Genomic DNA, 22,403 nt, shown 5'->3' with positions numbered 1-22,403 from the left:
TGTGCAGAATTGTCGATCGGCTGCCTCGGTGAATGGCAATTGGCCGGTCCGGTTGCCGCTTCGTCGGGCAGTGGACGCGAATCTGCTGGCGATTGAGGCGCGGCTATACGGTCGATGGCGGGTGCGAAGCCCGATCGACGCGGTCGGCCGCGCCGCTCATTTGCGGTCGGCGAGGATCATCTCCGCGGCCTTTTCGGCGATCATGATGGTGGGCGAGTTGGTGTTGCCGGACGTGATCGTCGGCATCACCGAGGCGTCGGCGACCCTCAGTCCCTCCACGCCGAAAACGCGCAGTCGCTCGTCGACGACGGCCATCGGGTCGGAGGAAAGCCCCATCTTTGCCGTGCCGACGGGATGGAAAATGGTCGTGCCGATGTCGCCGGCGGCGCGCGCCAGCGCATCGTCGTCGTCCGGAACCGCCGCGCCGGGCAGATATTCCTCCGGTTGGTAGCGTGCCAGCGCCTTGGCCGCCGCAAGACGGCGCGTCAGCCGGATCGCGTTGGCCGCCGTGGTGCGGTCCTCGTCGGTGGACAGATAGTTCGGGGCGATCTCCGGCAGGGCGCCGGGCTCGGGCGAGGTAATGCGGACGTGGCCGCGGCTGGAGGGCCGCAAATTGCACACGCTGGAGGTGACCGCCGGGAAGCCGTGCAGCGGATCGCCGAATTTGTCGAGCGAGAGCGGCTGGACGTGAAACTCCAGGTCGGCGCGTTCGACGTCCGGACCGGATCTGGCGAAGATACCGAGCTGTGAAGGCGCCATGGTGAGCGGGCCCCGCCGGAACAAGGCGTAGTCGACGCCCATCCAAGCGCGCTTGAAGAGATTGGCGTAGTCCTGGTTCAAGGTACGGGTGCCGTGGACCTTGTAGATCAGCCGGAGCTGCAAGTGATCCTGCAGGTTCTCGCCGACCCCCGGCCGATCCACCGCCACCGGCAGGCCAAGGGTCTGAAGTCTGTCTCCGGGTCCAATTCCCGAACGCATCAGCACCTGCACCGACCCGATCGACCCGGAGGCCAGTACGATCTCCGCCTTCGCGTCGGCTCGGCGCCGGACACCGTCCTGAAGCCATTCGACGGCGGTCGCTCGCCCATTCTCAAGCTGGACGCGGTCGACGGTGCATCCGGTCTCGAGCGTCAGGTTGGCGCGATGGAGCACCGGCTTGAGGAAGCCGCGCGCCGCCGACCAGCGCACGCCGCGCTTCTGGTTGACCTGAAAATAGGCCGAGCCTTCGTTGTCGCCACGATTGAAGTCGGGAATCTTGGCGATCCCGACCTGTTCGGCCGCATCGCGGAAGGCATCGAGGATCGGCCAGGAAATGCGCGGCTCTTCCACGCGCCACTCGCCTCCGGCGCCGTGAAATTCCGAGGCGCCGGCGAAATGGTCCTCCTGGCGCTTGAACACCGGCAGGACGTCGTCCCAGCCCCAGCCGGTGAGGCCGAGCTGGCGCCAGTGGTCGTAGTCGGCGGCCTGACCGCGCATGTAGATCATCGCGTTGATGGCGGACGAGCCGCCGATCACCTTGCCGCGCGGGTAGGAAAGGGCGCGCCCGTTGAGGCCCTGTTCGGCGGCGGTCTTGAAACACCAGTCGGAGCGCGGATTACCGATGGCGAACAGGTAGCCGACGGGAATGTGGAACCAGATCCAGTCGTCCTTGCCGCCGGCCTCCAGGACGAGAACGCGATTGGCGGGATCGGCGGAGAGCCGGTTTGCGAGGACACACCCCGCCGACCCCGATCCGACGATGATGTAGTCGTAGGTCTCCGCCTCGTCGCGCATTGTCCGCCCTCCCGTGCGTGGAAAGAGGCCGCCATGAGCGGAGCGCAGCGGCGCAAGCGCAACAGCGATCCAACGGGACGGCCTGACCCAAAGGTGTTGTTCGGCCAAATTCGTCGATCGTTCGCGCACGGGCAAGAGACTTGGCCGGGCGGGTCCCGTCCCGGCGTCGCAGCCGCGACTCCGGTCAGGCGGAAAAGGGTCTTTTGAAGAAAGGGATGGGCAGGGCGGCTTCGCTCCAGTACCACGGCAGCTTTCCGGCCGGGCAACGGTCTGAGGTGTGCGGCTGCGAATCGGCTATCGATCGGATCGGGCGGCATGACTTTGGGCAAAGCCTGGGCGCGATCCGGCAGAGGGCGAGATGACCGAGCACGATCCTGTTCACAGCGAGGGCGAAGGCCCGGGTGCGACGCCGGCCGGCAACGAGGCGCCACAGGCCGCCGACGCGCCCGGCGCGACGGTGGAGCCGCCAAAGGCGTTGGAGACACGGATCTCCTGCTCGCGCGGCTTTCCCCAGTGGCTCGCCCTGCACGGCTGCTCGCTGGCTTTCACCTCCTACCAGACCGGGCAGGTCTTCCTGGTCGGGGTGCAGCCGGATGGGGCCCTGTCGGTCCATCAGCGCAATTTCGTGCGCGCCATGGGACTGATCGGCGACGGCCAGCGGCTGTTGTTGGCGGGCCTTGCCCAGATCTGGCGGTTTGAGAACGTGCTCGGGCCCAACGAGCGGGCCAACAATCACTTCGATCGTCTCTACGTTCCACGCCGGGGACAGACCGTGTCGGACCTCGACGTGCACGAGCTCGGCGTGGATGCCGCCGGCCGGCTGATTTTCGTGAACACCAAATATTCCTGCCTGGCGACGGACAGCGCGGTCCATTCCTTCAAGCCGGTGTGGCGGCCGCCTTTCATCTCGCGGCTGGCGCCGGAGGATCGTTGCCATCTCAACGGCCTGGCGATGGTCGACGGCGTGCCGCGGTTCGTCACCGCCGTCTCCACGACGGACATCGTCGACGGCTGGCGCAACCATCGCCGCGACGGTGGCGTGGTGGTCGATGTCGAGACGGACGAGATCGTGGCGGACGGCCTGTCGATGCCGCATTCGCCGCGGGTTCACGAGGGCGCTCTGTGGGTGCTCGATTCCGGCAATGGGTATTTGACGCGGATCGATCTCGAAAGCCGGGAGCGCGAGCGGGTGGCGTTCTGCCCCGGCTTCCTGCGCGGGCTTTCCTTTCATGCCGGCCATGCCGTGGTGGGGCTGTCGCTAGCCCGCCATGAAGGGGTCTTCTCCGGCCTGCCCTTGCAGGAGGAGCTGGAGAAGCGCGGCGGAGAGGCCTGGTGCGGGGTTCAGGTCGTCAACACCCGCAACGGCGACATTGTGGAATGGATGCGTTTGGAGGGCGCCATCCGCGAGCTGTTCGACGTGCGGATTCTGGATGGGGTGCGCTGCCCGATGGCGCTGCCGACGTTCGGGCCGGAATTGGCGAGCTTCATCACCATCGAAGCGCCGGACCAGCCGCTTTCGGAGCGCGGTTGGCATCCGGCGTAAAGCGTTTCCAGGCGAAGTGGGAACCGGTTCGCCGTCCGGAAACCGCGATGAAAGATGAGGCGCGTGCCGGGTCCGCGACTTGGCTCTCGCGGCACGTTGGGCCGGTCTACACGCCCAGCCATTTGTGTTGGGTGTCGACATCGTGGCGAATCGCGGCCGACGAGCCTTCCCAGACGCTGCGGCCGCGGCCGACGATGATGACCTCGTCCGCCAGGCTGGTGGCGAAGCCGAAATTCTGCTCCACCAGGATCATCGTCAGCCCCTCGTCCTTCAGGGCCGCGAGCTTGTCGTGGATCTGGCGCACGATGATCGGGGCGAGGCCTTCGGTTGGCTCGTCCAGGATCAGAAGCCGAGGGTTCATCAGGAGTGCGCGGCCGATTGCGAGCATCTGCTGCTCGCCGCCGGAAAGCTGGTTGCCGCCGTTGGCGAGCCGTTCGCCCAGCCGTGGGAAAAACTCGATCACCCGCTCCATCGTCCAGGCCGCGTCCGGCGGCGCCGTGCGGGCGGCGAGTGCGAGATTTTCCTTCACCGTGAGCGAGGGGAAGATGTCCCGGGTCTCCGGCACGTAGGCGACGCCGCGCCGAGCGATCTCGTAGGGCCGGGTGCGGGCGATCGACGCGCCGTCGAACGCGACGTCGCCTTCCAGGACCGGCAAAAGGCCCATGATCGCCTTCAAGGTGGTGGTCTTGCCGGCACCGTTGCGGCCGAGAATCGCCAGCATGCGGCCGGGAGCGGCCTTGAGCGACAGGCCGTGGATGACCCGGGTTTCGCCGTAGCCGGTATGAAGGTCACGGATCTCAAGCATGGGCGTCCCATTCGCCGAGATAGATTTCACGCACCAGGTCGCTCGCCCGGGTCTCTTCCGGCGTGCCTTCGAACACCACCTCGCCGTAGTTGAGGACGGTGATCCGGTCCGCCACGTCGAAGGCGAGATCCATGTCGTGCTCGATGATCAAAACGGTGAGATCCCGCGGGAGCGTGTGCAGCAGCGCGTGGAAGGCCTGGATCATGCCGGGCCCGACGCCGGAGGTCGGCTCGTCCATCAAAAGCACGCTCGGCCGGGTGGACAGCGCGATCCCGACTTCCAACTGGCGACGCATGCCGTAGGAGACCGCGTCGACGCGGGCGCCGAGCACCTCGGTCAGGCCGACTTTTCCGGCCGCGTCGCGGACGGCCTCCCGGATCGCCGGATCGGCGAGCGTGTCGCGGGCAAGCCAGCCTGCGGCTCCGGTCGCGGTCGCAACGGCGAGCGCCAGGTTCTCGCCGATGGTGAGCGAGCCGAACAGATTGTTCTTCTGATAGGACCGCGCCATGCCGCGCCGCGCCCGTGCGGCGACGGAGAGTGCGGTGATGTCCTCACCGTTCATGATGACCGCGCCCGAGGACGGCTTCAGCTCCCCGGCCAGGAGATTGAACAGCGTCGTCTTGCCGGCCCCGTTCGGGCCCAGCACGACACGGCGTTCGCCCTTTTGGAGCGCGAACGAGACATCCTTGGTGACGGTCAGCGAGCCGAACGCCTTGTTGAGTCCGCGCGCCTCAAGCATGGGTTTCGCTCTCCTGGCCGATCGGAGCGGCGCTTGGCGCGCTCGGGGCTTTCGGCGTCTTGGCGCGCCGCGTTTCGATCATGTGCTCGATCTGGCCGTAGAGGCCGCGGCCCCCGGCGACGATGGTGAGAATCAGAACCGCACCGGCGACGATGTGCCAATAGGGCGTCGCCGACGAGATCTCGTGTTTCAGGAACACCCAGACCACGGCGCCGATCGCCGGACCGACAAGGGTGCCGAGACCGCCGAAGATCACCACCATGAGCACGGTGCCGGACACCATCCAGACCATCAGCTCCGGCGAGACGAACATGGTCTGCTGGGCCGCGATCGCGCCGCCGAGCCCGGCGAGCGCGCCGGAAATGCCGAATGCCGCGGCCTTATAGCTCCAGACCGTCAGGCCGACGGCGCGCATGCGCGCTTCGTTGACGTGGATGCCGACCAGGGTACGGCCGAAGCCGGAGCGCAGTACGAAGGCGGCGATGACGTAGACCAGCACCGCCAGCGCAATCGCGAACAGGGCGAACTGGGTGGAATCGTTGAAATCGATCCCAAGCGCGGAGAAATCCAGCCGCGGGACGCCGGCCAGCCCGTCGTCACCGCCCAGCGTGCGGCTTTCGAACGCCGTCACGTAGGCCATCTGGCCGAAGGCGAGGGTGGCCATGATGAAAAAGATGCCGTGGGTGCGCGAGGTCACGGCGCCGACGGCGAACCCGAACACGCCGGAGGCGACGATCGCGACGGCGAACGCCGCGATCGGATCGATACCGTAGAGCACCGTCAGGGCGGCATAGGTGTAGGCGCCAACACCGAAGATCGCACCGTGGCAGAGTGAGATCATCCCGCCGAAGCCGGCGATCAGGTCGAGGCTGATGGCAACCATCGCCAGGGTGGCGGCCTCGATCACCAGTTCCTTGCCGAAATAGCCGGTGGTGAGGGTGTAGGCGATGCCGACAGCGACCAGGATGATAAGGGCGATCGACTTGATGAGGGTCTGATGGAACATCGTGCGCTGCCTCAGGCCCTGGCCGGGAACAGGCCGGTCGGCCGGAACACCAGGATGCCGGCCAGAAGGATGTAGATCAGCAGCGAGGCGATCTCCGGCACGAGCACGGCTCCGAAGGTCTGCGCAAAGCCGACCAGGAACGAGCCGGCGATGGCGCCCCTCAGGCTGCCCATGCCGCCGACCACCACGACGATCAGGGTGGAGATCAGGATCTCGGTGCCCATGTCGGGGTGGGCGGAGAACACGGGGGCGGCGACCGCGCCGGCAAGCCCGGCAAGCGCGCAGCCGACGCAGAACACGATGAAGAAGATGCGCTCGACATTCACGCCCAGGCAGGCGGCCATCTCGTCATTGTCGACGCCGGCGCGGATCATGGCGCCGAGCTGGGTGCGCGACAGCACGAGCGCGAGCGCGGCCATGACGATCGCGCCGAGCGCGATGATGAAGAGCCGGTAGGTCGGATAGACGATGCCGAACGCCTCGGTGCGGCCGGTGAAGAGCGTGGGCTCGCTGGTGCCGATGGCAAGGTCGCCCCAGAGCAGCCGGAAGACGTCCACGAAGACGAAGATCAGGCCGAGGGTCACGAGCACCTGGTTCATCGGCCCGGCGCGGCGCATCCGCTTCATCAGGCCGAGATAGAGCAGGATGCCGGTCAGCGCGACGACGACGGGAGCGGCGGCGAAGCCGGCCCAGTAGGATCCGGTCGCGGCGGCGGCGGAAATGCCGACATAGGCGCCGAGCGCATAGAGCGCTCCGTGAGCCAGATTGACGAAGTGAAGAAGCCCGAAAATGACCGTCAGGCCAACGGACAACAGAAACAGCAGCATGGAGAGCTGCAATCCGTTCAGCGTCTGAGCCGCCCAGAACGTCCAGTCGGAGACCATATGCGCGCCCGGTCCGAGAGAGAAAGAGAAGGGGAAATGGCCGGACGACGCATGCGCCCGGCCATCCGTGATCGGTAGCGACCGCTTACAGCTTGCAGCCGTTCGGCGCGTCCTGGACGTTTTCGACGGTGCCGACGAGCTTCTGGGTCAGCTTGCCGTCGTCGCCCTCGACCGTCTCGTAGATGTACATGTTCTGGACGATGTTGTTGGTCGCCGGATCGATGGAGACCGGGCCGCGCGGGCTGGTGTAGCTCACCGTCGGAAGCGCTTTGGCGATGGCTTCCTTGTCGGTGGCGCCCGACTTGATCGCCTCGACGAACGACCGGCCGGCGTCATAGCCCTGCACGGTGTATTCGGACGGCACGCGGCCGTACTTCTTCTCCACGGCCTCGACGAACGTCTTGTTTTCCGGGGTGTCTAGCGTCGGAATATAGTGCAGCGAGCCGATCACGCCGACGGCCGCCGGGCCCTCCGCGTCGACATAGAGCGGGGAGGTCACGAAGCCGGAGCCGTGAAGGGTCGCGCTCTTGTTGAGGCCGAAGGCGTCATACTGCTTGACGAAGTTGATCGCCTCGCTGCCGGCATAGAACACGTAAACCGCGTCCGGGTTGGCGGCCTGGGCGGCGCTCAGATAGGGGCCGAAGTCCTGGGTCGTGCGGAACGGGGTGAATTCCTGTCCGACGATCTCGCCGCCGGCGGCCTTGAAGGCATCCGCGAACGCGCCGATCTGCTGACGCCCGGCGGCATAGTCCGGCGCCATCGTGTAGACCGTGCGGATGCCCTGATCGTACATCCACTGGCCCATCGGCCGGTTGACCTGGCTGTTGGAGAACGACACCCGGACGATGTAGGGGCTGCAGTTCTCGCCGGTCGCTTCGTCGTTGCCGGCGTTGGAGACGATGATTGGCGTGTGGGTCTGGTCGACGAAATCGCGCACCGCACCGAGCACGCCGGAGGAAACCGGCCCCACCAGCACGTCGACCTGGTCTTCCAGTACCATCTTGCGCGTCTTGGCGAGGCCGACCGGTGGCTTCACCTCGGTATCCTCGCGCACGATCTCGACCTGATCGACCATGCCGGCCTCTTCGAGCGCCAGCACGAAGCCTTCGTCGATGTCCTTGCCGAGGGCCGCGTAGACGCCGCTATAGGGCAGGAGCATGCCGACCTTATAGTCCTGGGCCGCGGCTGGCGCTGCGATGGCCAAGGTCAGCGAGGCGCACGCAAGGGCGCCGGTGATCGTCTTGAGCATTCCGTTTCCTCCCTGGATCGGTCCGCCAAGGGGCGGCGATCCCGATCGTTTCCTCTTTGTGTCGGGCATCCGGTGATCAGCTTCGTGACCTCAGAAGCCCTCGGCCGGCGCCCTCTTGCTGGGGTTTCGCCGGGGCGCGCATGGCCTGACCGCGCTACGGTACAAGAGCCATTCTTTAGGTGCAAGCAATATAATGCACATTTGGGGAGTGTCTCTAAGATCAGAGCTAAGCTGCTGGATCTATAGTGATTTCATCTAAATCGATCGCCGCGGTGACATGACCGTGCCGGGCCGTCTTGCGGCCCTCCTCCAAGATATGCATAATAGTGCAGAAACAGGAGACGTTCGAAGGTGGCGCTCGGCGCCATTTCTATCCGAGCGCACGGGAGGACCGAATGAGCCAGCAGGCATTCCTCGACCTCGTATCCAAGATTGCCGATGCGATCGGCAATCGCCCTCTCGATGACCAGCTAGCTGCCCATCTGAATGCCGCGTTTCCCAAGGACGGGCCCGACTTCTCCACGCTGGAAGCCCTTTGCGCCGAAGGCGAGCGGGAGGGGTGGCTGCTGCAGCGCGAGGCCGGCGGCATCAAGTTCTGTCGGCCGGTGAAGCCGGGTGCGGAGGCCGGTCATTTCAGCGTGGATGTGGTTCGCATGAACGACATTCGCGGGCCGCATCACGTCCACACCACCGGCGAAATCGGCGCAATTATGCCGATTGCGGGCGATGCCAAGTTCGATGGCATGGACGAGGGCTGGTATGTCTACCCGCCTGGCAGCGACCACCATCCAACCGTTTCCGGCGGCGACGCCTACGTTCTCTATTTCCTGCCGGAAGGGCGGATCGAGTTCACTGGGCGCTGAGCCGGCGAGGCCGTGGCGCGTCGGCACGTGGCTGGTGCCCGCGATTTCAGTTGCAAAAATAACGACGCGGACGGGTAGCCAATGTGCACTTTAGATCCGTCCGCTCAACCAACGCCAGACTGTTGGAGGATCCACCCGTGGAGGGGACAAGCGGAAACGCCGCAACCTATTTCGTCGATCGCCATATCGAAAGCGGTCGAAGCGACAAGACGGCCTTCATCGAAGGCGCGGGAAACGGTCGCAGCATCACTTATGGGGCGCTGGCGACCGACAGCGACAAAATGATCGGGCTCTATCGACGGCACGGCATCCGGCGGGAAGACCGCGCGGTGATGCTGGTGCTCGATTGTCTCGAGTTCCCGGTCATCTTCTGGGGAAGCCTGAAGGCCGGCGTCATCCCGATCCCGGTCAACACGCTACTGTCGGCCGATTTGTGGGCAGCGATCTTGGATGATTCCCGTGCGACGGCGGTGTTCGTCTCCAGCGAGCTTCTGGAGGCGGCCGGTCCGATCCTGGATCGCGGCGATCTCAAGGTGTTCGTCGTGGGGGGCGACCCCGGATCCTATCTCGATTTCGCGGCGGAGCTGGCTGCGAGCGAGCCGGGCACGGCCATTAACGCCTCGCCGGACGAATGCGCCTTCTGGCTCTATTCCTCGGGCTCGACCGGTCGGCCCAAAGGGGTGCGCCACGTCCATTCCAACCTGAAGGCCACCTCCGACACCTATGCCACCCAGGTGTTGAAGATCCGGGAGGACGATACCGTCTTCTCCGCGGCGAAGCTGTTCTTTGCCTATGGGCTCGGCAATGCCATGACCTTCCCCATGTCGGTGGGCGCGACGACCGCGTTGCTCGCCGGCCGGCCGACGCCCGACAGCGTGTTCTCCGTTCTGGAGAAGACCAGGCCGACGGTATTTTGCGGCGTGCCGACCCTTTATGCGGCGATGGTCGCGTCCATGAACGGCACCACCCCTGTCGGTCTCGACCGGCTGCGGATCTGCGTGTCGGCGGGCGAGGCGTTGCCGGAAGAGGTGGGCCAGCGCTGGCGGGCCAAAGCCGGCGTCGACATCCTCGACGGTGTCGGTTCCACGGAGATGCTGCACATCTTCCTGTCCAACGCCGAGGGCGACATCTGCTACGGCACTTCGGGCCGCGCCGTGCCGGGTTACGAGCTGCGGCTGGTGGACGAGACCGGCCAGGATGTCGAAGTTGGCGGCATCGGCGAACTTCTGGTCAACGGCCCGTCCGCGGCCGAGGGCTACTGGAACCAGCGCGACAAGACCCGCTCCACCTTCGAGGGTCGCTGGACCCGGACCGGCGACAAGTATGAGCTCCGGCCCGACGGCCGGCTGGTCTACTGCGGCCGCACCGACGATATGTTCAAGGTGTCGGGTATCTGGGTCTCGCCGTTCGAAATCGAGCAGGCGTTGGTCTCGCACGAGGCGGTTTTGGAGGCGGCCGTGGTGCCTGCCCACGACGAAAGCGGACTGGAAAAGCCGCGCGCGTTCGTCGTCCTCAAGGAGGGTGCGCCGACGGCCGAGCTTGCGGAGTCCTTGCGCCTGCATGTCAAGGACCGGGTCGGCAAGTGGAAATATCCGCGCTGGATCGAGTTCGTCGAGGAGCTGCCGAAGACGGCCACCGGCAAGATCCAGCGATTCAAGCTTCGGGCGCTTGAAGGAGAGGTGGCATGATCTGGGACACGGAAAGCCCGGTTCGCCTCGAGATCGACGGGGTGGGTCTGGAAGGACGTTGCTTCGGGCCGTCGCCGGAGGACAAGCCGACCATCGTGATGCTGCACGAAGGCCTTGGCTGCGTGGCGCTGTTCCGCGACTTTCCGGCCAAGGTGGCCGAGGCGACGGGCCACGGCGTCTTCGTCTATTCGCGCCAGGGCTACGGCCAGTCGGATCCGGTGCCGCTGCCGCGTCCCTTGGACTATATGACACGCGAGGCGGTCGACGTTCTGCCGAAGCTGCTCGACGAGATCGGCTTTCGCTCCGGCGTGCTGCTCGGCCATTCTGACGGGGCGTCGATCGCGGCGCTCTATCTCGGCAACATCCAGGATCATCGGGTGCGCGGCCTGATCCTGTTGGCGCCGCATTTCTTCACCGAGCCGGGTGGCCTCGCCTCAATCGCGGAGGCGAAGAAGGCCTATGACACCGGCGACCTGAAGTCCCGTCTTGCCAAATATCACGCCGACGTGGAGAGCGCGTTCCGGGGCTGGAACGACGCCTGGCTCAATCCCGGCTTCGAGCGCTGGAACATCGCCTACGCCATCGACTACATCCGCGTGCCGGTTCTGGCGATCCAGGGCGCCGACGATCAGTACGGCACGCTGGCCCAGATCGATGCGCTGGATGCGCTCTATTCCCCGTTCGACCGGCTGATCTTGGACGATTGCGGTCACGCGCCGCATCTGGAGCAGCCGGACAAGACCCTTGCCGAAATCGCCGACTTCATCGCCCGGCTGGACCGGATCGAGGCGGCGTCCGTGGAGGTTGCATGAAACTGGAAAGCTACGTCGTCGGTCGTTGGGTTGCCGGTGAGGGCGAAGGTCGGCCGTTCGTCGACCCCACCACCGGCGAAGAGCTCGGCCGGATCGATGCGACCGGGATCGACGGGGCGGCGGTGCTGGACCATGCCCGCAGTGTCGGCGGGCCGGCGCTTGCCGGGCTTTCCTTTGCCGAGCGCGGCGCGATCCTGAAGGTGATCGCCGACACGCTGACCGCCAACCGCGACGCCTATGGCGAGATCGCGCGCAAAAATTCCGGCAACACGGTCCGCGACGCCGCGGTCGACATCGACGGCGGCATTGCCACCCTCAAGGTTTATGCACGCCTCGGCCAGTCGCTGGGCGAGGCGAAGACGATCGTTGAGCCGGGCACCGAGCAGCTTTCGCGCGCCGGCACCTTCGCCGCGCGCCACATCTGGACCAGCCGGCCCGGCGCTGCGCTGCAGATCAATGCCTTCAACTTCCCCTCCTGGGGGATGTGGGAGAAGGTGGCCACCGCGCTCCTGGCGGGCGTGCCGTCGGTCGCGAAACCGGCGTCCGCAACCGCGTGGCTGTCCTATCAGATGGTGGCCGACGTGATCGCGGCCGGCGTCGTTCCGGACGGGGCGCTGCAGATCGTCTGCGGCGGAGGACAGAGCCTCGTTTCCGCGCTGACGCCGTTCGATTCGCTCGCCTTCACCGGCTCGGCTGCAACCGGAGCGACGCTGCGCGCCGACGCGGCGGAGGCGCAGCCGCGCATCACCATTGAGGCCGACAGCATCAATGCCACGATCCTGGGACCGGATGCGGGCCCCGACAGCGAGATCTTCGCGCTCGCCGTGCGCGAGGTGGTCGGGGCGCTCTCCGTCAAGGCGGGTCAACTTTGCACCAACATCCGCCGGGTGCTGGTGCCGGCGGCACACGCGGAGGCGTTTCGCGATGCCGTGGCCGCCAAGGTCGCGGCGCTCACGGTCGGCAATCCAGCGGACCAGTCGGTTCGGGTCGGTCCCCTGGTCGATCTCGGCCAGCGCCAGGCGGCGCTCGACGGTATCGAGGCGCTGAGCCGGGAGGCCGCCGTGGTTGCCGGCGGCGGCATCCCGAACGCGGTTGTCGGCGCGGACCCTGAAACGGGCGCCTTCGTCGCACCGACGCTGCTTTATTGTGCCGACCCAGCGGCGGCACGCGCCGTGCACGAGATCGAGGTGTTCGGTCCGTGCGCGACCGTGATGCCCTATGAGAGCGTCTCCGATGCGGTGGCGCTGGCGGCCCGCGGCAGCGGCTCGCTCGCCCTCAGCCTGTTCTCCGACGATGCCGCGGTAAAGCGCACGGCGGTCTTGGGCGTGGCACCTTATCATGGCCGCGTCATGAGCGTGGACGGCGAGGTCGGCCGTGATCACACCGGCCATTCGATCGTGATGCCGCAGTGCGTGCACGGCGGACCCGGGCGCGCTGGCGGTGGCGAGGAGCTCGGCGGCGCGCGCGGCCTCAGGCTGCACATGCAGCGCACGGCGGTGCAGGGCGGCCCCGGATTCCTGGGCGAGCTTGCCGCCGACGCGGTCGAGGCGACGCTGTGACCCGGGCGGCGGCCCCAGCCTCCGCGCTTGCGGACGTTTGGTCCTGGCCGCTGCCGGAAGAAGCCTATGTACCGGGGCGGACGACCCGCCCCGAAAGCGGCGATGTGTTCGACATCGCCGAGGCCGCGCCCGACGTCACCGACCCGGCGTGCTGGCGGGACAACGAGGCATGGCTTGCCGGCTTTCGGCTCTACCGGGCTGGCTATTTCTGGGAAGCCCACGAAGTGTGGGAGCCGGTCTGGATGGGCGCGCGGCCAAACAGTGCCGAGCGGGCCTTGGCTCAGGGCGTGATCCAGCTTGCCAATGCTTGCCTCAAGCTTCGCATGGAGCGGCCCAAAGCGGCTGCCCGGTTGGTCGCGCTCGCGGGCGAGTGCCTGGCCGATGCCACATCCGGCGGGCAGGCGCGCGAGGTGATGGGGCTCGACATGGTCGCGCTCCGAACGGCGATCACGCGCTTTGCCGGTGAGCTGTCGTTGGGCCCCGAGGCCGCGCTTGCCCAAAGGCCAGTGCTGCGACTGCAGGACACTCCTCATCAGAAGAATATGCATCATAATGCATATCTCGCTTGACGGAGCGGTGATTTGGCCGCAGATAGAAGCGGAATTTTGCCGGAATTGACCGCATATTTCGCATCGATTCCGTCAGTTTAGAATTGCACGCGTTCAATTCGTGCAATATATTTCTCAAACTCATCCCTAGGGAGGCCTGCGTGACGAAGCGCATCGATTTCCAGACCGACCCGTCGAAGTATCGCCATTGGCGCATCTCTTATGATGGCGACGTGGCGACGCTTACGATGGACGTCGACCCGTCGGCCGGCTTGTTCGACGGCTACGAGCTGAAGCTGAACTCCTACGATCTCGGCGTGGATATCGAGCTTGCCGATGCGGTGCAGCGGCTGCGGTTCGAGCATCCGGAGGTCAAGGTCGTGGTGTTGCAGTCCGGCAAGGACCGTGTGTTCTGCGCCGGAGCCAACATCCGCATGCTCGCCGGGGCGGCCCATGCCCATAAGGTGAATTTCTGTAAGTTCACCAACGAGACCCGCAACACCTACGAGGCGGCGGGCGCGGATTCCGGGCAGTATTATATCTGCGCCATCAAGGGCGCCTGCGCCGGCGGCGGTTACGAGCTGGCGCTGGCCTGCGACCACATCATCCTGGCCGACGACGGCAACTCCAACGTGGCGTTGCCCGAAGTGCCGCTGTTGGCCGTGCTGCCGGGCACCGGCGGCCTCACCCGCGTGACCGACAAGCGTAAGGTGCGCCGCGATTTGGCGGACGTGTTCTGCGCCATGGAAGAGGGCGTGCGCGGCAAGAAGGCGCTCGACTGGCGTCTCGTCGACGACGCGGTGCCGAACTCCAAGTTCGAGGAGACGGTCGCGACCCGCGCCAAGGAATATGCCGAAAAGTCGCCCCGGCCGTCGGACGTGAAGGGCATCGAGCTGACGCCGCTGAAGCGGACCTTCGGTGACGACGGCAGCGTGACCTACTCCACCGTTGAGGTCGAGATCGACCGGGAGAAGCGGGTCGCCCACATTACCATCAACGGGCCGACCGATCCGGCGCCGGCCGATGTCGCGGCGCTCCATGCAGAGGGGGCGGAAACCTGGATGCTGCGCGCCGCGCGCGAGCTCGACGATGCCATCTTGCATCTGCGCCTCAACGAGCTGGAAACCGGCGTTCTGGTGTTCCGGACTCAGGGCGATCCGGAGCGGGTGGTCGCGCACGAGCGCTTCCTGTTCGACAACCGCTCCGACTGGCTCGCCAACGAGATCCTGACCTACTGGAAGCGGGTCCTGAAGCGCATCGACGTCACCTCGCGCTCGCTGGTCGCCCTGGTGGAACCGGGGTCGTGCTTCTCAGGTGTGCTGGCCGAGATCCTGTTCGCCGTCGACCGCTCCTACATGGCCGAGGGCGACTTCGAGGGCGACAACCGCCATGTGGCGGCCGTCACGCTCACTCAGTCCAACTTCGGTCCGTTCCCGATGGCGAACGATCTGACCCGGCTGCAGACCCGCTTCCTGGGCGAGCCGGAAAAGGTCGATGCGGCGGCCGAGCGCGAGGGCGAGGCGCTGGAAGCGTTCGACGCCAACGAGCTCGGGCTGGTGACCTTCGCCTTCGACGACATCGACTGGGAGGACGAGGTCCGCATCTTCCTGGAAGAGCGCGCGAGCTTCTCGCCGGACGCGCTTACCGGCATGGAAGCGAACCTCCGTTTCCCCGGTCCGGAAACCATGGAAACCCGCATCTTCGGACGGCTGACTGCCTGGCAGAACTGGATCTTCCAACGCCCGAACGCGGTCGGCGACGACGGCGCACTGCGCCGCTACGGCAGCGGTCAACGCGGGGCCTACGACCTACGCCGAGTCTAGAGAGCAAATCCACGAAAAGTGGGAACCGGTTTTCCGTTCGGATTTGCGGAGTGGAAGAGCAAATCCACGAAAAGTGGGACCGGTTTCCCGTCCGGATTTGCATCGAATCAAGAAATTCGAACCGCTGTGCGATTCACCGAAATGCGCAGCGGTTCGAGACCCAAATTCCGGGCCGGCTTCGTCCGGCCCCGACCGATCGCAGGGAGTGAAACATGCTCGATCTAATCAACGTTTCCTACGACACGCAGATCCCGAACAATGTCGGCCTGTCGAACGACAAGCGCGTGCTGAAGGCGCTGGAGCGCTGGCACCCGGGCTACATCAACTGGTGGAACGACCTGATTCCGAAGAACTTCCAGGAATCGCTGGTCTATCTGCGTACGGCGGTTTCGGTCGATCCCAAGGGCTGGGCCAAGTTCGACTATGTGAAGATGCCGGAATATCGCTGGGGCGTGCTGCTCGCGCCGCAGGTCGAGGAGCGCAAGATCCCCTGCGGCGAGCATGCCGGTGACCCGGCCTGGCAGGAAGTGCCGGGCGAGTACCGCAACATGCTCAAGCGGTTGATCGTGATCCAGGGCGACACCGAGCCGGCCTCGGTAGAGCAGCAGCGCTTCCTGGCGCTCTCCGCGCCGTCGCTCTACGACATGCGCAACCTGTTCCAGGTCAACGTGGAAGAGGGCCGGCACCTGTGGGCGATGGTATACCTGCTCCACAAGTACTTCGGCGCCGACGGCCGCGAGGAGGCCGACGACCTCTTGCGCCGTTCGTCGGGCTCGGAAGAAAACCCGCGCATGCTCGGCGCCTTCAACGAAGAGACGCCGGACTGGCTCTCCTTCTTCATGTTCACCTACTTCACCGATCGCGACGGCAAGATGCAGCTTGAGGCGCTGGCTCAGTCCGGCTTCGATCCGCTCTCGCGCACCTGCCGCTTCATGCTGACGGAAGAGGCCCACCACATGTTCGTGGGCGAGACCGGCGTCGGCCGCGTCATCCAGCGCACTTGCGAGGTGATGAAGGAGAACGGCATCGAGGATCCCTACGAGATCGACCGGATTCGGGCGCTCGGCGTGATCGATCTGCCGACCATCCAGAAGAAGCTGAACCTGCACTACACGCTCAGCCTCGACCTGTTCGGCCAGGAGGTTTCGACCAATGCGGCCAACGCCTTCAACTCCGGCCTCAAGGGGCGCTACCAGGAGCACAAGCTCGACGACGACCATCAGCTCAAGGACGACACCTACACGGTGTGGGACTTCGAGGACGGTCAGGTTGTGCGCAAGGACGTGCCGGCGCTGACGGCGATCAACATGCGCCTGCGCGACGACTACACCAACGACGCCTCCGGTGGTGTCGGCCGTTGGAACAAGATCATCGAGAAGGCCGGCGTCGACTTCAAGCTGAAGCTCCCGCACGAATCCTTCAACCGGAAGATCGGCGTGTTCGCCGACAAGACCTTCGATCCGGACGGCAACCTTCTGTCCGGCTCCGACTACGACGCCAAGGCCAAGGACTGGCTGCCCTCCCATGCCGATGGCGACTTCATTCAGTCGCTGATGAAGCCGTGCTGGGAGCCGGGCAAGTTCGCCGGCTGGATCGCGCCGCCGCGCGTGGGCATCGACAACAAGCCGGGCGACTTCGAGTACGTGAAGCTCCACATGGCTTGATCCGCTCCTCCCCCTGGGCGGGTGGCTGCCGGGCTTTCGGGTCCGGATGCCGCCCGCCGCTTCTCGTCAGAACAGGCCGGAGACCATGAACAAGCCCCTTGCCGATGCCGCTTCGTTCCAGAAGCCCATCAAGCAGCACGTGATCGATCCGGAAACGTGCATTCGCTGCTACACCTGCGAAGAATCGTGCCCGATCGATGCGATCACCCATGACGACAACAACGTCGTGGTCGACGCGTCCATCTGCGACTACTGCATGGCCTGCATTCCGCCGTGCCCGACCGGCGCGATCGACAACTGGCGGGTGGTGCTGGAGCCCTATTCGCTTGACGATCAGTTCGAGTGGGACGAACTGCCGGAGCAGGTGGAGCTCGCCGGCGAAGATGCCGGATCGAGCGCGGTCGAGGCGCTCGACGAGGAGATGGAGCGTCTCCTGAACGACGCCCATGCCGGTGCCGGCGGCAAATCCAAGCCGCCCGTGTCGGCCTCCAAGCCGAGCGTGAACCTGTTCACGATCGGCCATCCGGCAACCGCAACGGTCCAGGGCAACTACCGGCTCACGGCCGAGAACGCCGACAGCGACGTCCGGCACATCATTTTGGACTTCGCCGATGTGTCGTTCCCGGTGCTGGAAGGCCAGTCGATCGGCATTATTCCGCCGGGAGAAAAGGCGGCGGGGAAACCGCATCTGCCGCGGCTTTATTCCATCTCCAGCCCGCGCGACGGCGAACGACCGCAGACCAACAATCTGTCGCTCACGGTGAAGCGCGAGCCCCACGGCATCTGCTCCAACTATGTCTGCGACCTGAAGAAGGGTGACAAGGTTCAGGTGACCGGTCCGTTCGGTGCGACTTTCCTGATGCCGAACGATCCCCAGGCGAACCTGATCATGATCTGCACCGGCACCGGCTCGGCGCCGTTCCGGGCCTTCACGATGCGCCGCCAGCGCACCTCGCCGGAGACCGATGGCCGGATGATCCTGTTCTTCGGTGCGCGGACGGCCGATGCGCTGCCCTATTTCGGGCCGCTGAAGAAGGTGCCGGACCGCATCCTGGAGAAGGAGCTTTGCTTCTCCCGCGCGGACGACGGGGCGAAGGAATATGTTCAGGACCGCATGCGGACCGAGCGCGAGCGCGTGCTCAAACTTTTGAAGTCGGAGCGGACCCACATCTACGTCTGCGGCCTCAAGGGCATGGAAGAGGGCGTGGACGCGGCCCTTGCGGAAATTGCCGCGGAGGGGGCATTCGATTGGTCCGCCTTGCGTCGGCAGATGCGCGAGGAAGGTCGCTACCACGTTGAAACCTACTGACGACGAGGCGCGCTCCGGCGAGAGCGATGGGAAAGGGCCGGGGTCGGAGACGGATGCCGCCTGGAAACCGGGAGGGCTATCGACCTTCGTGCACCCGATCAAGGTGCGCTGGGCAGACTGCGACCTTGCCACGATCGCCTACACCGGTCGGATTCCGAATTTCGCGCTGGAGGCGATTGATGCTTGGTGGGAGGCAGTGGTCGGCTTCGACTGGTATCGGCTATCGATGGACAAGGGCTACTCGACCCCGTTCGTTCATATGTCGATCGATTTTCTCTCGCCCGTCACGCCCCGCTCGGTGCTGGAATGCGCCGTCCGGCCGCTGACGGTGGGCGACAGTTCGATCCGGTTCGAAGTGGTTGGACGCCAGGCCGGCGTGCGCTGCTTTGCCGGCGAATTCGTCTGCGTGTTCATCGAGACGGGGCCGTTCGAGAAGCGCCCGATCGTGCCGGAAATCCGGGCCTTGATCGAAGCCTGGATGGGCTGAGGACAACCCGGCTGAGCCTCTTGCGGTCGCGTGCTGCACCTGCGAAGATCTTCGGATCGGTGCCGCGCCCCGCTTGAGGGCCTATGAATTATAATGCATAATTGGGCCCACCATGAGCTCAGGCACCGTCAGCGAAATCGTCACTTTCAGCGGTCAGGTCTCCAGCGCCGACGCGGATGCGCTCGACGAGAGTGCGGCGTTCCTGGAAGTGGTCGGCGAGCGAGTCCGCAACGGCCGAGCCCGGCGCGGATTGTCGCGCAAGGCGCTGTCGGAAGCCTCCGGGGTATCGCAGCGGTATCTTGCGCAGCTTGAAAGCGGCACCGGCAACATTTCCATCGCGTTGCTGCGCCGGATCGCCGAGGCGCTGGATTTCCGCATCGAATGGCTGGTGGGCGAGGACGACCCGTTCGTTTCCGAGATTCCGGCGGTAACGGCACTTTATCGCGCGGCGACCCGGGAGCAACGCCGCAAGGTGCTGGAAATTCTCGATCCCGAGCATCCCGATCTCCGGCGTGCCTCTCGGGTGGCCCTGATCGGGCTGCGCGGCGCCGGCAAGTCGACCATCGGGCGCCTGACGGCGGCCACCGTCGGCCATCCCTTTCTCGAACTCAACGAGGAGATCGAGCAGGCGAGCGGGATGCCGGTAAACGAGGTCATCGCGCTTTACGGGCAGGAGGGCTACCGGCGCCTGGAGCGCCAATCGGTGGAGCGGGTCGCGGCGACTCATGACGCGATCGTGCTGGCGGTCGCCGGCGGCATCGTCTCGGAGCCGGAGACCTTCACCTACCTGTTGCGCCATTTCCACACGATCTGGCTGAAGGCGCGGCCGGAAGAGCACATGACGCGGGTGCGCGCCCAGGGCGACGAGCGACCGATGGCCGGCAACCCGGCGGCGATGGACGAGCTCAAGAGCATCCTGACCAGTCGCGAGGCGCTTTATGCCCGCGCCGAGGCGGTGGTCGACACCTCCAACAAGACCATCGAGGACTCCCTTGCCGACGTGTTGGAAACGATTCAGGCGCGCGGGTTCCTCTCCGGCGGTACCGCCGATGGCGCCCGCTATGCCGACCTTCTGGATCGCGCGGCGGGTTAGCGAGCATTAGGTCATGGACTCATAAATGCGAATGTTCCGGCGCCTGAAACGGCAAAGAGATGCCAGGAGAGCGGCGAAGGGCGGGGTCTTTCCCCCGTCCGAGCGGGTCGACGAAGCAGGTCGAAACCGTTTCGGCGTCCGAAGGAGCGGGTCGATTTGCCCGACTGCTGCGTCGCAAAATCTTGAAAACCGGCCGGGTTTCCTGCGCTCTTGCTCCTGGCATTCGACCAAATTGCCTCCGCCCGGACCGTCCGGATTTATGAGTTCATGACCTAGGCCATAGATCGCCGTCGCTTTCAGATCGCCGCTCGGGTTGCCTCAAGTGCCCTGACGGCGAAGCGCTCCGCCAGCGGGGCGAGCGACCCAGCCTCCTCGGACGCCGCGTTGCCCGCTCGCGCTCGATCGGCGATGCCAACGAAGATCACGGCGAAACGGAACAGCGCGAACGCCACATGGAACGGCGTTAGCGGCGCGGTCGGCCGGGCGTGGGCGTAATATTCCGCCACGAAGTCGTCGCGTGATGGGATCCCGGCGGCCGCCCACTCCGTTCCGAGGATGCCGCCATATTCGTCGGGGCTGGTGTGCCAAGGCATCACCGCGAAACCCAGGTCCGCAAGCGGATGGCCAAGCGTCGAGAGTTCCCAGTCCAACACTGCGATCACTCGGGGCTCGCTCGGGTGAAACATCAGGTTGCCGAGCCGGAAGTCGCCATGGGCGATCGAGACGGCGCCGTCGTCGGGTGGCATGTGCGAAGGTAGCCAGGCGATCAGCTCGTCCAGCGCCGCGATGCGTGGACTGGTGGATTCCTGATACTGCTTGCTCCAACGGCCGATTTGGCGCTCGAAATAGTTGCCGGGACGGCCGAAATCCTGAAGTCCGACCGCCTCGGGGCGGACGGCATGCAGCCGCGCCAGGGTACGGGCCATCTCCAGATAGATGTCCCGCCGTTCTTCGGGCGTCAGGCTCGGCAAGGTGCAGTCGGAAAAGACGCGTCCTTCCAGCCGCTCCATGAGGTAGAAGGGCGTGCCGAGGTGGCTGTCGGCTTCCTCCAGCCACAGCGCTTTCGGGACCGGCACGTCGGTCGCTTCCAACGCCTTTAGCACCCGGAACTCCCGCTCGACGGCATGGGCGCCCTTGAGGATCGGTCCGGGGGGCTTTTTGCGCAGCACCAGGCGCACAGTGCCGAAGGTTACGAACCAGGTCGGATTGGATTGACCGCCGCTGATCCGCTCGACCGAAAGGCCGCTCTCGTCGGGCAGCTTGTGCGCCAGCCAGGCCTCAAGGGCGGCAAGGTCGAGATCGCTCATGTCTCGGCGGTCTCCCAGGTCCAGAACGCGCGCTTTTCGTCGCTCAGGTGCCGGTTCAGGACCATCTGGTGCACTTCGTCCGCGCCGTCGACCAGCCGCGCCTGCCGGGCGTAGCGGTAGATCCATTCCAGCACGGTGTCTTGGGAATAACCCCGCGCGCCGTTGATCTGGATCGCCACGTCCGCTGCCTTGTGCAGGAGGTTGGCGACGTGGATCTTGGCCATGGAGATCTCCTTGCGGGCGAAGCTGCCCCGGTCGAGCTCCCAGGCCGCCTTCATCACCAACAGCCGGCCGACTTCGATCCCCATGGCGATGTCGCCCATTTTGATCTGGATGCTTTCGCGGTCGGCCAGCCGGACGCCGAAGCCGTGCCGGTTCTGGGCATATTCCTGGGCGATCTCCATGCAGCGCTTGGCCAATCCCAGCCAGCGCATGCAGTGGGTCAGCCGCGCCGGCCCGAGCCGCATCTGCGTGAGCTTCAGGCCCAGGCCTTCGCCCATGATCACCCGATCGGCGGGAAGTTCCATGTCCTCGTAGACGACCTCGCAATGGCCGCCGTGCTCCTCCGGGCCCATGATCGGAATCCGTCGCTCGATCCGCCAGCCGGGCTCGTCGCGATGGTGGAGAAAGGCGGTCAGGCCGCGCCTCGGATCGTCGGATGTGCGGGCCAACAGGATGAAGTGGCTCGCGTCCTCGGCGCCTGTGATGAACCATTTCCGCCCGCGGACGACATAGCGGTCGCCCGTCTTGGTCGCGGTCGTCAGCATCATTCCCGGGTCTGAGCCACCGCCCGGACGCGGTTCCGTCATTACGAAGGAAGAGCGCACATTGCCGTCCACGATCGGCTTCAGCCAGCGCTCCTTCTGGGCGTCGGAAGCCGCCTGCTCCAGCACCATCATGTTGCCGTCGTCGGGGGCGGCGGAGTTGAACGCCACCGGGCCGAAAATGGAGCGGTTCATCTCCTCGTAGCAGACCGCCATGCCGACCTTGCCGAGCCCCTGACCGCCGGTCTCGGGCTTGAGCTGCAAACACCACAGCCCCTCGGTCCGCGCCTTCTCGCGCAGCGGTTCCAGATGGTTCAGGGCAATGTTGCCGTGTGCGTCCCAGGCGTCGCGATCGGCTTCGAGCGGCAGGATCTCGTCTTCCACGAACCGGGCGATGCGGGCGCGAAAGTCTTCCACACGGGGCGGGATCTTAAAATCCACGGGACGACTCCAGTTATTTTTCGAGCGAGCGCTCGATAGATTTATA

Annotated in this window: 19 protein-coding genes; 11 read left to right on the top strand and 8 right to left on the bottom strand. The window is 65.6% G+C overall.

Annotated elements, in window-relative coordinates; all coding sequences use genetic code 11:
* Positions 1–156 precede the first annotated feature (156 nt).
* Entirely contained in the window at positions 157–1,773 is a 1,617-nt protein-coding gene (locus tag HNS03_RS01330) for a GMC family oxidoreductase (protein ID WP_367192507.1), read from the bottom strand.
* A 358-nt stretch (positions 1,774–2,131) separates the two neighbouring features.
* Between HNS03_RS01330 and HNS03_RS01325 the strand changes: the two genes are divergently transcribed.
* Positions 2,132–3,316, top strand: a complete 1,185-nt coding sequence (locus tag HNS03_RS01325) for a TIGR03032 family protein (RefSeq protein WP_367192506.1) — start codon at positions 2,132–2,134, stop codon at positions 3,314–3,316.
* Between the two features lie 106 nt (positions 3,317–3,422).
* Here HNS03_RS01325 and HNS03_RS01320 read toward each other — a convergent pair whose 3' ends face one another.
* From HNS03_RS01320 to HNS03_RS01300, 5 genes are all read right to left on the bottom strand, one after another.
* Positions 3,423–4,121 carry an ABC transporter ATP-binding protein gene (locus HNS03_RS01320; RefSeq protein ID WP_367192504.1) on the bottom strand — a complete coding sequence of 233 codons (699 nt, stop codon included), beginning with the start codon at positions 4,119–4,121 and terminating at the stop codon, positions 3,423–3,425.
* Complete coding sequence (locus tag HNS03_RS01315; protein ID WP_367192502.1) at positions 4,114–4,860, bottom strand: ABC transporter ATP-binding protein; 747 nt, start codon at positions 4,858–4,860, stop codon at positions 4,114–4,116. The genes HNS03_RS01320 and HNS03_RS01315 overlap by 8 nt, the downstream gene beginning before the upstream one ends.
* The gene (locus tag HNS03_RS01310) at positions 4,853–5,866 is read right to left on the bottom strand and encodes a branched-chain amino acid ABC transporter permease (RefSeq protein ID WP_367192500.1); all 1,014 of its coding nucleotides are present in this window, start codon (positions 5,864–5,866) and stop codon (positions 4,853–4,855) included. The genes HNS03_RS01315 and HNS03_RS01310 overlap by 8 nt, the downstream gene beginning before the upstream one ends.
* A gap of 11 nt (positions 5,867–5,877) precedes the next feature.
* Positions 5,878–6,750, bottom strand: coding sequence for a branched-chain amino acid ABC transporter permease (locus HNS03_RS01305; protein ID WP_367192498.1), 873 nt, complete (start codon positions 6,748–6,750; stop codon positions 5,878–5,880).
* Positions 6,751–6,835: 85 nt separating this feature from the next.
* Complete coding sequence (locus tag HNS03_RS01300; RefSeq protein WP_367192496.1) at positions 6,836–7,999, bottom strand: ABC transporter substrate-binding protein; 1,164 nt, start codon at positions 7,997–7,999, stop codon at positions 6,836–6,838.
* Positions 8,000–8,394: 395 nt separating this feature from the next.
* Here HNS03_RS01300 and HNS03_RS01295 point away from each other — a divergent pair, with 395 nt between their 5' ends.
* From HNS03_RS01295 to HNS03_RS01250, 10 genes are all read left to right on the top strand, one after another.
* Positions 8,395–8,862 (top strand): DUF4863 family protein, encoded by a 468-nt coding sequence (locus HNS03_RS01295; RefSeq protein ID WP_367192495.1) that lies wholly within the window; start codon positions 8,395–8,397, stop codon positions 8,860–8,862.
* A gap of 137 nt (positions 8,863–8,999) precedes the next feature.
* The gene (locus HNS03_RS01290) at positions 9,000–10,550 is read left to right on the top strand and encodes a benzoate-CoA ligase family protein (protein ID WP_367192493.1); all 1,551 of its coding nucleotides are present in this window, start codon (positions 9,000–9,002) and stop codon (positions 10,548–10,550) included.
* Positions 10,547–11,362, top strand: a complete 816-nt coding sequence (locus HNS03_RS01285; protein WP_367192491.1) for an alpha/beta fold hydrolase — start codon at positions 10,547–10,549, stop codon at positions 11,360–11,362. Before HNS03_RS01290 ends, HNS03_RS01285 begins: the two co-directional genes overlap by 4 nt.
* The gene (locus HNS03_RS01280) at positions 11,359–12,921 is read left to right on the top strand and encodes a 3,4-dehydroadipyl-CoA semialdehyde dehydrogenase (RefSeq protein WP_367192489.1); all 1,563 of its coding nucleotides are present in this window, start codon (positions 11,359–11,361) and stop codon (positions 12,919–12,921) included. The genes HNS03_RS01285 and HNS03_RS01280 overlap by 4 nt, the downstream gene beginning before the upstream one ends.
* The gene (locus HNS03_RS01275) at positions 12,918–13,490 is read left to right on the top strand and encodes a DUF309 domain-containing protein (protein ID WP_367192487.1); all 573 of its coding nucleotides are present in this window, start codon (positions 12,918–12,920) and stop codon (positions 13,488–13,490) included. Before HNS03_RS01280 ends, HNS03_RS01275 begins: the two co-directional genes overlap by 4 nt.
* A gap of 140 nt (positions 13,491–13,630) precedes the next feature.
* Positions 13,631–15,292, top strand: coding sequence for a 2,3-epoxybenzoyl-CoA dihydrolase (gene boxC / locus HNS03_RS01270; RefSeq protein ID WP_367192485.1), 1,662 nt, complete (start codon positions 13,631–13,633; stop codon positions 15,290–15,292).
* A gap of 212 nt (positions 15,293–15,504) precedes the next feature.
* On the top strand, positions 15,505–16,956 hold the full coding sequence (gene boxB, locus HNS03_RS01265; RefSeq protein ID WP_367192484.1) for a benzoyl-CoA 2,3-epoxidase subunit BoxB: 1,452 nt from the start codon (positions 15,505–15,507) through the stop codon (positions 16,954–16,956).
* Positions 16,957–17,041: 85 nt separating this feature from the next.
* Complete coding sequence (gene boxA, locus HNS03_RS01260) at positions 17,042–18,265, top strand: benzoyl-CoA 2,3-epoxidase subunit BoxA (protein ID WP_367192482.1); 1,224 nt, start codon at positions 17,042–17,044, stop codon at positions 18,263–18,265.
* A complete protein-coding gene (locus HNS03_RS01255) occupies positions 18,252–18,752 on the top strand; it encodes an acyl-CoA thioesterase (RefSeq protein ID WP_367192480.1) in 501 nt (166 codons plus the stop codon). The genes boxA and HNS03_RS01255 overlap by 14 nt, the downstream gene beginning before the upstream one ends.
* A 112-nt stretch (positions 18,753–18,864) precedes the next feature.
* On the top strand, positions 18,865–19,845 hold the full coding sequence (locus HNS03_RS01250; RefSeq protein ID WP_367192478.1) for a helix-turn-helix transcriptional regulator: 981 nt from the start codon (positions 18,865–18,867) through the stop codon (positions 19,843–19,845).
* Positions 19,846–20,141: 296 nt separating this feature from the next.
* Here HNS03_RS01250 and HNS03_RS01245 read toward each other — a convergent pair whose 3' ends face one another.
* A complete protein-coding gene (locus HNS03_RS01245; RefSeq protein WP_367192477.1) occupies positions 20,142–21,152 on the bottom strand; it encodes a phosphotransferase family protein in 1,011 nt (336 codons plus the stop codon).
* Positions 21,149–22,357, bottom strand: coding sequence for an acyl-CoA dehydrogenase family protein (locus HNS03_RS01240; protein WP_367192475.1), 1,209 nt, complete (start codon positions 22,355–22,357; stop codon positions 21,149–21,151). Before HNS03_RS01240 ends, HNS03_RS01245 begins: the two co-directional genes overlap by 4 nt.
* Between the last annotated feature and the right edge of the window lie 46 nt (positions 22,358–22,403).

The sequence above is a fragment of the Amorphus sp. 3PC139-8 genome (genome assembly GCF_040750475.1).
In the GTDB taxonomy this organism is placed as follows: domain Bacteria; phylum Pseudomonadota; class Alphaproteobacteria; order Rhizobiales; family Amorphaceae; genus Amorphus.
This window is presented reverse-complemented; position numbering and strand designations above follow the sequence as displayed.